Origin of the sequence: Aminobacter sp. DSM 101952, from assembly GCF_001424795.1 — a bacterium.
Lineage (GTDB): Bacteria > Pseudomonadota > Alphaproteobacteria > Rhizobiales > Rhizobiaceae > Aminobacter > Aminobacter aganoensis.
Genome location: NZ_LMCL01000012.1, coordinates 498,502 through 507,400, shown reverse-complemented (window position 1 = coordinate 507,400; position 8,899 = coordinate 498,502). Strand labels below are relative to the sequence as shown.

Below are 8,899 nucleotides of genomic sequence, written 5' to 3'. Positions count from 1 at the left end.
AGCAAAGTCCTACTCGCTATTCGCTACTCTCTATTGGCGCTGAAACAGGAGAGGAGCCAGAGGCTCCGAGCGGTAAGATGGCGCGATCAGATCAGGCCAACGATCAATTTTCCCTCACTTCGTTCCTCTACGGCGGCAACGCCGACTACATCGAGGCTTTGCACGCTGCCTTCCTTGACGATCCGGAAGCGGTCGATCCCGAGTGGCGCGACTTCTTCTCGGCCCTGAAGGACGACGCCGGCGACATCCGCCAGAATGCCAAGGGCGCCTCGTGGTCGACCCCGAGCTGGCCGCTGCAGGCCAATGGCGAACTGGTGTCGGCACTCGACGGCAACTGGGGCCTGGTCGAGAAGCACCTGGAAAAGAAGGTCAAGGACAAGGCCGTGGCCGCCACCGGCGCCGAGCCGTCCAAGGCCGACGTGCTGCAGGCGACGCGCGATTCGGTGCGCGCCATCATGATGATCCGCGCCTACCGCATGCGCGGCCACCTGCATGCCAATCTCGACCCGCTCGGCATCGCCAAGCCGCTCGAGGACTATAACGAGCTGTCGCCGGAGGCCTATGGCTTCACCGGAGCCGACTACGACCGGCCGATCTTCATCGACCATGTGCTGGGCCTCGAATACGCGACAATCCGCGAGATGCTCGAGATCCTGAAGCGCACCTATTGCTCGACGCTCGGCGTCGAGTTCATGCACATCTCCGATCCCGAGGAAAAGGCCTGGATCCAGGCTCGCATCGAGGGTCCGGACAAGGCGATCGAGTTCACGCCCGAGGGCAAGAAGGCGATCCTGTCGAAGCTGATCGAGGCCGAGGGCTTCGAGCAGTTCATCGACGTCAAGTACAAGGGCACCAAGCGCTTCGGCCTCGATGGCGGCGAGTCACTGATCCCGGCGCTCGAGCAGATCGTCAAGCGCGGCGGTTCGCTCGGCCTCAAGGAAGTCGTGCTCGGCATGGCCCACCGCGGCCGCCTCAACGTGCTTACCAACGTCATGGCCAAGCCGCACCGCGCGGTGTTCCACGAGTTCAAGGGCGGTTCCTACGCCCCAGACGACGTCGAGGGTTCGGGCGACGTGAAGTACCATCTCGGTGCCTCGTCGGACCGCGAGTTCGATGGCAACAAGGTGCACCTGTCGCTGACCGCCAACCCCTCGCATCTCGAGATCGTCGATCCGGTGGTGATGGGCAAGGCGCGCGCCAAGCAGGACCAGCTGTTCGGCCGGGCCCGCGGCGAGATCGTGCCGCAGGAAGAGCGCGCCAAGGTGATGCCGCTTCTGCTGCACGGCGATGCGGCATTCGCCGGACAGGGCGTGATCGCGGAAATCCTCGGCCTGTCGGGCCTGCGCGGCCACCGCGTCGCCGGCACGCTGCACTTCATCATCAACAACCAGATCGGCTTCACGACGAACCCGCGTTTCTCGCGCTCGTCGCCCTATCCGTCGGACGTTGCCAAGATGATCGAGGCGCCGATCTTCCATGTCAACGGCGACGATCCGGAGGCGGTGGTGTTCGCGGCCAAGGTCGCGACCGAATTCCGCATGAAGTTCCACAAGCCGGTGGTCGTGGACATGTTCTGCTACCGCCGCTTCGGCCACAATGAAGGCGACGAGCCTGCGTTCACGCAGCCGATCATGTACCGGAACATCCGCACCCATAAGACCACGGTGCAGACCTATGCCGACAAGCTGATGGCCGAAGGCCTGATGAACCAGGCCGAGGTCGACAAGATGCGCGCCGATTGGCGCGGCTTCCTGGAAGCCGAGTTCGAGGCCGGCCAGGCCTACAAGCCCAACAAGGCAGACTGGCTAGACGGCGCCTGGTCGGGCATGCGCACGGCCGACAACCAGGACGAACAGCGCCGTGGCAAGACCGCCGTGCCGGTCAAGACGCTGAAGGAAATCGGCAAGAAGCTGACCGAAGTGCCGAAGGACTTCGAGGTCCACCGCACCATCGGCCGCTTCCTCGAAAACCGCCGCCAGGCGATCGAATCGGGCGAAGGCATCGACTGGGCGACGGCGGAATCGCTGGCGTTCGGCTCGATCCTGCTCGACGGTAACCCGGTCCGCCTGTCGGGCCAGGATTCCGAGCGCGGCACCTTCTCGCAGCGCCACACCGTGCTCTACGACCAGCGCGACGAGAACCGCTACATTCCGCTCAACAACCTGTCGGCGGCGCAGGCCGGCTACGAGGTCATCAACTCGATGCTCTCGGAAGAGGCCGTGCTCGGCTTCGAATACGGCTACTCGCTCGCCGAGCCCAAGGCGCTGACGCTGTGGGAAGCGCAGTTCGGCGACTTCGCCAACGGCGCGCAGGTGGTGTTCGACCAGTTCATCTCGTCGGGCGAACGCAAGTGGCTGCGCATGTCGGGTCTCGTCTGCCTCTTGCCGCACGGCTATGAAGGCCAGGGCCCGGAGCACTCGTCGGCACGCCTCGAGCGCTTCCTGCAGCTCTGCGCCGAAGACAACATGCAGGTGGCCAACGTCACGACGCCGGCCAACTACTTCCACATCCTGCGCCGCCAGCTGAAGCGCGACTTCCGCAAGCCGCTGATCCTGATGACGCCGAAGTCGCTGCTGCGCCACAAGCGCGCCGTGTCCTCGCTGTCGGAGATCTCGGGCGAGAGCTCGTTCCACCGCCTGCTGTGGGACGATGCCCAGTATCTCGGCAACGAGCCGATCAAGCTGGTCAAGGATTCGAAGATCCGCCGCGTCGTGCTGTGCACCGGCAAGGTCTATTACGACCTCTACGAGGAGCGCGAGAAGCGCGGCATCGACGACATCTACCTGCTGCGCGTCGAGCAGCTCTATCCGTTCCCGGCCAAGGCGCTGATCACCGAGCTCAGCCGCTTCCGCAACGCGGAGATGGTCTGGTGCCAGGAAGAGCCCAAGAACATGGGCGCGTGGTCGTTCATCGACCCGTATCTGGAATGGGTGCTCGCCCATATCGACGCCAAGCACCAGCGCGTGCGCTACACCGGCCGTCCGGCCGCCGCCTCCCCGGCGACGGGCCTGATGTCCAAGCACCTGGCGCAGCTCCAGGCATTCCTCGACGACGCCCTCGGCGAATAACCAAAGAACGGACAGGCAAAAAATGGCTACCGAAATCCGTGTCCCCACCCTCGGCGAATCCGTTTCCGAGGCGACCATCGGCAAGTGGTTCAAGAAGGCCGGCGACGTGATCGCCGTCGACGAGCCGCTGGTCGAGCTTGAGACCGACAAGGTCACCATCGAAGTGCCGGCGCCCGCCGCCGGCGTGCTGGTCGAGCTGACTGTCAAGGAAGGCGAGACCGTCGGCGTCGGCGCGCTGCTCGGCACCATCGGTGCCGGCGACGGGGCCGCAACGGCCGCCAAGCCCGCGGCCGTGGCGCAGGCGTCCGCGCCGGAAGCCGCTTCGACGGTCAAGGAGGCGGTTGCCCAGACCGCCAAGATCGCAGGCGAACCGCCGATCGAAGAACGCAAGATGCCGCCGGCACCGGCAGCCGCCAAGCTGCTCGCCGAGACCAACCTCTCGGTCGACCAGGTCGCCGGTTCGGGCAAGCGCGGCCAGGTGCTGAAGGGCGACGTGCTCGAAGCCATCGCCAAGGGTGTTCCCGCCGCGGCGCCGGCAGCGCCTGCCGCCCCGGTGGCCGTACGCGCTCCGTCGGCCACGGCGGACGCACCGCGCGAAGAGCGCGTGCGCATGACCAAGCTGCGCCAGACGATCGCGCGCCGCCTCAAGGAGGCGCAGTCGGCTGCCGCCATGCTGACCACCTTCAACGAGGTCGACATGAGCGCGGTGATGGCGCTGCGCACCAAGTACAAGGACATCTTCGAAAAGAAGCACGGCGTGAAGCTCGGCTTCATGGGCTTCTTCACCAAGGCGGTGACGCACGCGCTGAAGGAGATCCCGGCGGTCAATGCCGAGATCGACGGCACCGACATCATCTACAAGAACTTCGCCCATATCGGCGTCGCCGTCGGCACCGACAAGGGCCTGGTGGTGCCGGTGGTGCGCGATGCCGACCAGATGTCGATCGCCGAGATCGAGAAGGAAATCGGCCGTCTCGGCCTCGCGGCGCGTGACGGCAAGCTGTCGGTCGCCGACATGCAGGGCGGCACCTTCACCATCTCGAACGGCGGCGTCTATGGTTCGCTGATGTCGACGCCGATCCTCAATGCACCGCAGTCGGGCATCCTCGGCATGCACAAGATCCAGGAGCGCCCGATGGTCGTCGGTGGCCAGATCGTCATCCGCCCGATGATGTATCTCGCGCTGTCCTACGATCACCGCATCGTCGACGGCAAGGAAGCCGTGACCTTCCTGGTCCGCGTCAAGGATAGCCTGGAAGATCCGGAGCGCCTGGTCCTCGATCTCTGATCGGACAAGCTCAAGGGGTGCCCGCGTGGCCGGGCACCCTGCCTTCCCTTACCTCCGGGGGAATTGCCGGTAATCGGGAACGCCTTGCTGATCAGCGATGTTGAGAGTGGGGAGACGTGATGGAAGCCGCGGCTGTATCGACTGAAATCTGGGTGCTTGGCTGGAGCGCGGTGCTGCTGATCGCGCACATACTGGTGCAGGCGCTGGCGCTCGATCTCTCCGACGGTCTCGGCACGAAATACCTGCTCGGCCCGCGCGACGAACAGCGCGTGCCGAAAAGCGTGGTGGCAGGGCGGCTCATCAGGTCGCTCAACAACATGCTGGAGACCTATCCGGTCTTCATCGGGCTGGCTCTGGCGCTGGCCGTCACCGGCAAGACCGGCGACCTTGGTGCCGTCGGGGCGATGATGTGGATCGTCGCACGCGTCGCCTATGCGGTCCTGTACGTGTCCGGCGTGCCGGTGCTGCGCTCGATCGTCTGGTTCGTTTCGATTGCCGGACTGGTCCTGATGATCGTCCGCCTGATGACGTAACCTTGCCGCCTGAAGAAACGGAAACGAGACGGTTGCATGGCATTCGAACCCGACATTCCCCCGATCCAGGTGCATCTCTGCGTCAAGGGCGGCAAGGAAGCGATTGTCTTTTACGAGAAGGCGTTCGACGCGGTCGAGACCTTCGAGCAGTTGGCCGATGACGGGGTGCGCGTGCTGCATGCCAACCTTGCCATGTTCGGCAGCGAAGTGATGCTGCACGACGAGTTTCCCGAAATCGGCGCCGACGTGCTGTCGCCGCTGTCGCGAGGCGGCGCCGGCATGACCGTCAACATCAACCTGAAGCTGCCCGGCGAAGTCGACCAGGCCGTCGAGCGCGCGGTCGCCGCCGGTGCCGAGATCACCATGGAACCGGACGATGTGTTCTGGGGCGCCCGCTACGGCCGCATCCGCGATCCGTTTGGCCATGTCTGGGCCTTCAACGCGCCCCTGGGCAACGCTGCCCTGGGCACGGCGGCGGAGGACAGGACATGACGCAATACGTGTTCGAATTTGCCGGCCTGCTGGCGGTGTTTTCGGTGCTGATGGTGGTGCCCGGCGCCGATTTCGTGATGGTGGTGCGCCAGAGCGTGGTGCACGGCCGCCGCGCGGCGATCATCACCAGCTTCGGCATCGGCACGTCGCTTTTGTTCCATGTCAGCTACACCATCCTCGGCATCGGGCTGATCGTGTCGAAGTCGCTGCTTCTGTTTTCAATGCTGAAATGGGCCGGTGCCGCCTATCTGATCTATCTCGGCATCATGGCGCTGCGCGCCGGTCCGATGGACATGGTCTCCGTCGACGTGCCGGAGGGGGCTGACGAGCCGAAGTCCATTTCGGCTGCGCGCTGCTTCCTGATGGGGTTCGTCACCAATGCGCTCAACCCCAAGGCGGTGCTGTTCTTCGTGCCGCTGTTCACGGCGATGGTGAGCCACGAAACGCCGGCGAGCGTGAAGGGCATCTATGGCCTGCTGATGGCTGTGGTGCTGATCGCCTGGTTCGTCGGCGTGTCGATGTTCTTCACCATGGCGTCGGTGCGCGAGCGCTTCGTCTCCTGGGGCCGCTGGTTCAACAAGGCGACCGGCATGATCTTCATCGGGCTTGGCGTGAAGCTCGCCACCGTACAGGCCGGCTGATGCGGTTCGCGGCCCTGATCCCGGCTGTGGCGGTGCTCTGGGCGACGACGGCCAACGCCGCCTGCCCGATCGAACTGGCCGTCTATGGCGACCGCGACAAGGCGGCGTCGATCGACTTCCGGCCGACGCTGGAGTCGGCGACAGTCACCAACAGCTTCAAGATGGTGATGGACAACGACATTGTGCTGGACGGCGTGGTGATGTGGTCGGACGAGGTGGCGCGGCCCAACGGCATGCTGATGCACCAGTGCCCGGAAGGCGATGTGACCGGCGAGGAGCTGGATGCCTGCACGGTGTGGCAAGGCGTGATCTACAGCGTCGACGAGCAGGGCAATGTCGGGCTCCTGCCGCGCGAGCGCATCGCGGCGGCAGCACCCAAGAAGCTGATCTTCGCCGACCTTGGCCATTCGCTGCGCATGTCGGCGGCCTATGGTCCGGACGGCTTTTCGAAAGTGCCGTGGGACGTGTTCGAGATACAGGGGTGCCAGGAATGAGCGCTCACCGAAAGGTACTGCTGGTGACCGGCGGGAGCCGCGGCATCGGTGCCGCCATCTGCCGGCTTGGTGCCGAGGCAGGCTATCGCGTGGCCTTCAGCTATGTGACCAACGATGCGGCGGCCAATGCCCTGGTGGCGCAGTTGAAGGCAGCCGGCGGCGAGGCCATCGCCATCAAGGGCGATGTCGGCAACGAGGCCGACGTGCTGGCCATGTTCGCCGAGGTCGACAAGACGTTCGGCCGGCTGGATGCCTTCGTCAACAATGCCGGCGTTGTCGACATGAAGGCGCGCGTCGACGAGATGAGCGTGGCCCGGCTGGAGCGCATGATGCGCATCAATGTCGTCGGCTCGATCCTGTGCGCCCGCGAGGCGGTGAAGCGCATGTCGAGCCTGCACGGCGGCGCCGGCGGCGCGATCGTCAACATCTCGTCGGTGGCGGCCACACTGGGTTCTCCCGGCGAATATGTCGACTATGCCGCTTCCAAGGGGGCGATTGACACCTTGACCATCGGGCTTGCCAAGGAAGTGGCGACCGAGGGCGTGCGCGTCAACGCGGTGCGCCCCGGCATCATCGACACCGAGATCCATGCGTCCGGCGGGCAGCCGGACCGGATCGCCGCCATTCGCGGCATGGTGCCGGTGAAGCGCGAAGGCAAGGCTGAGGAAGTTGCCCACGCCGTCATCTGGCTTTTGTCGGATGAGGCATCATATACGACGGGCTCGATTTTGAACGTGAGCGGCGGCCGCTGACCGCCCCAGGCAAGAAGGAAAGAACAATGGCATATGACGTCGTCGTAATCGGCTCGGGCCCAGGCGGCTATGTGTGCGCCATCAAGGCGGCACAGCTCGGATTGAAGGTCGCCGTGGTCGAGAAGAACGCGACCTTCGGCGGCACCTGCCTGAACATCGGCTGCATCCCCTCCAAGGCGTTGCTGCACGCCTCGGAAATGCTGGCCGAGGCGCAGCATTCCTTCGATGCGCTCGGCGTCGAGGTCGGCACGCCGAAGATGAACCTGAAGAAGATGATGGCGCACAAGGACGCCACCGTCGCCGCCAACGTGACCGGCGTGTCGTTCCTGTTCAAGAAGAACAAGATCGAGAGCTTCCAGGGCACCGGCAAGGTGCTGGGCGCGGGCAAGGTCGGCGTGACCGGTGCTGACGGCAAGAGCCAGGAAATCGAGACCAAGAACATCGTCATTGCCACCGGCTCGGACGTCGCCGGCATTCCGGGCGTCGACGTCGCCTTCGACGAGAAGGTGATCATCTCGTCGACCGGCGGCCTGTCGCTGGAAAAGGTTCCCGGCCACCTGGTGGTTGTCGGCGGTGGTGTCATCGGCCTCGAGCTCGGCTCGGTGTGGGCGCGCCTCGGCGCCAAGGTGACGGTGGTCGAGTACCTCGACTCCATCCTGGGCGGCATGGACGGCGACGTCGCCAAGCAGTTCCAGCGCATGCTGGCCAAGCAGGGCTTCGAGTTCAAGCTCGGCTCCAAGGTGACCGGTGTCGCCAAGGCCAAGAAGGGCGCGACTGTGACCTTCGAGCCGGTCAAGGGCGGTGCTGCCGAGACCATCGAGGCTGACGTCGTGCTGGTCGCCACGGGCCGCAAGCCCTACACCGAAGGCCTCGGCCTCAAGGAGGCGGGCGTCGAGATGGACGAGCGCGGCCGGGTCAAGACCGACGGCCACCTGCGCACCAACGTCGCCGGCATCTACGCCATCGGTGACGTCGTCGCGGGCCCGATGCTGGCGCACAAGGCTGAGGACGAAGGCGTGGCGGTTGCCGAGATCATTGCCGGCCAGGCCGGCCATGTGAACTACGACGTCATTCCCGGCGTGGTCTACACCAGCCCCGAGGTCGCCTCGGTCGGCAAGACCGAAGAAGAACTCAAGAAGGCCGGGATCGCCTACAAGGCCGGCAAGTTCCCGTTCACGGCCAATGGCCGGGCGCGCGCCATGCTGCACACCGACGGCTTCGTCAAGGTCTTGGCCGACAAGGACAGCGACAAGGTTCTGGGGGTGCACATCGTCGGCTTCGGCGCCGGCGAGATGATCCACGAGGCGGCGGTGCTGATGGAATTCGGCGGGTCGTCGGAAGACCTCGGCCGCACCTGCCACGCGCATCCGACGATGTCGGAAGCGGTCAAGGAGGCGGCGCTCGCCACCTTCTTCAAGCCGATCCACATGTAGGACCGGCGACCACGCCTGAAAACAAAAACGGCCCGCTCTTGAGCGGGCCGTTTGCATGTCGGGACCAACCTCAGTTGGCAGGGGCTGCCGGGGCAGGTGCCGGTGTTGCCGGGGCGGGCTCAGCAGGAGCCGGAGCCGGTTCAGCCGGAGCTGGCGCAGGAGCAGGCTCCGCCGGTGCGGGCGCAGGGGCAGGCTCTG

8 protein-coding genes are annotated in these 8,899 nt (G+C 65.2%); all 8 read left to right on the top strand.

The genetic code is table 11. From position 1 onward, the window contains the following. The first annotated feature begins 77 nt into the window (after positions 1–77). The 8 genes from ASC75_RS12550 to lpdA all read left to right on the top strand — a co-directional run bounded on the left by ASC75_RS12550 (position 78) and on the right by lpdA (position 8,701). Positions 78–3,068 (top strand): 2-oxoglutarate dehydrogenase E1 component, encoded by a 2,991-nt coding sequence (locus ASC75_RS12550; RefSeq protein WP_055975319.1) that lies wholly within the window; start codon positions 78–80, stop codon positions 3,066–3,068. A gap of 22 nt (positions 3,069–3,090) precedes the next feature. Then, entirely contained in the window at positions 3,091–4,356 is a 1,266-nt protein-coding gene (odhB, locus tag ASC75_RS12545) for a 2-oxoglutarate dehydrogenase complex dihydrolipoyllysine-residue succinyltransferase (protein ID WP_055975317.1), read from the top strand. Positions 4,357–4,475: 119 nt separating this feature from the next. Beyond that, positions 4,476–4,889 (top strand): MAPEG family protein, encoded by a 414-nt coding sequence (locus tag ASC75_RS12540; RefSeq protein WP_055975314.1) that lies wholly within the window; start codon positions 4,476–4,478, stop codon positions 4,887–4,889. Between the two features lie 36 nt (positions 4,890–4,925). Continuing rightward, complete coding sequence (locus ASC75_RS12535; RefSeq protein WP_055975311.1) at positions 4,926–5,381, top strand: VOC family protein; 456 nt, start codon at positions 4,926–4,928, stop codon at positions 5,379–5,381. Continuing rightward, complete coding sequence (locus tag ASC75_RS12530) at positions 5,378–6,022, top strand: LysE family transporter (RefSeq protein WP_055975308.1); 645 nt, start codon at positions 5,378–5,380, stop codon at positions 6,020–6,022. Before ASC75_RS12535 ends, ASC75_RS12530 begins: the two co-directional genes overlap by 4 nt. After that, a complete protein-coding gene (locus tag ASC75_RS12525; protein ID WP_055975305.1) occupies positions 6,022–6,516 on the top strand; it encodes a hypothetical protein in 495 nt (164 codons plus the stop codon). The genes ASC75_RS12530 and ASC75_RS12525 overlap by 1 nt, the downstream gene beginning before the upstream one ends. Further along, a complete protein-coding gene (locus tag ASC75_RS12520; protein WP_055975302.1) occupies positions 6,513–7,268 on the top strand; it encodes an SDR family oxidoreductase in 756 nt (251 codons plus the stop codon). The genes ASC75_RS12525 and ASC75_RS12520 overlap by 4 nt, the downstream gene beginning before the upstream one ends. A 26-nt stretch (positions 7,269–7,294) precedes the next feature. Next, positions 7,295–8,701 carry a dihydrolipoyl dehydrogenase gene (gene lpdA, locus ASC75_RS12515; RefSeq protein ID WP_055975299.1) on the top strand — a complete coding sequence of 469 codons (1,407 nt, stop codon included), beginning with the start codon at positions 7,295–7,297 and terminating at the stop codon, positions 8,699–8,701. The last annotated feature ends 198 nt before the right edge of the window (positions 8,702–8,899 follow it).

Coding starts and splice junctions, on each gene's coding strand:
- ASC75_RS12540 (WP_055975314.1), top strand. CDS start 4,476: ATGGAAGCCGCGGCTGTATCGACTGAAATCTGGGTGCTTGGCTGGAGC.
- ASC75_RS12535 (WP_055975311.1), top strand. CDS start 4,926: ATGGCATTCGAACCCGACATTCCCCCGATCCAGGTGCATCTCTGCGTC.
- ASC75_RS12520 (WP_055975302.1), top strand. CDS start 6,513: ATGAGCGCTCACCGAAAGGTACTGCTGGTGACCGGCGGGAGCCGCGGC.
- lpdA (WP_055975299.1), top strand. CDS start 7,295: ATGGCATATGACGTCGTCGTAATCGGCTCGGGCCCAGGCGGCTATGTG.
- ASC75_RS12550 (WP_055975319.1), top strand. CDS start 78: ATGGCGCGATCAGATCAGGCCAACGATCAATTTTCCCTCACTTCGTTC.
- ASC75_RS12525 (WP_055975305.1), top strand. CDS start 6,022: ATGCGGTTCGCGGCCCTGATCCCGGCTGTGGCGGTGCTCTGGGCGACG.
- ASC75_RS12530 (WP_055975308.1), top strand. CDS start 5,378: ATGACGCAATACGTGTTCGAATTTGCCGGCCTGCTGGCGGTGTTTTCG.
- odhB (WP_055975317.1), top strand. CDS start 3,091: ATGGCTACCGAAATCCGTGTCCCCACCCTCGGCGAATCCGTTTCCGAG.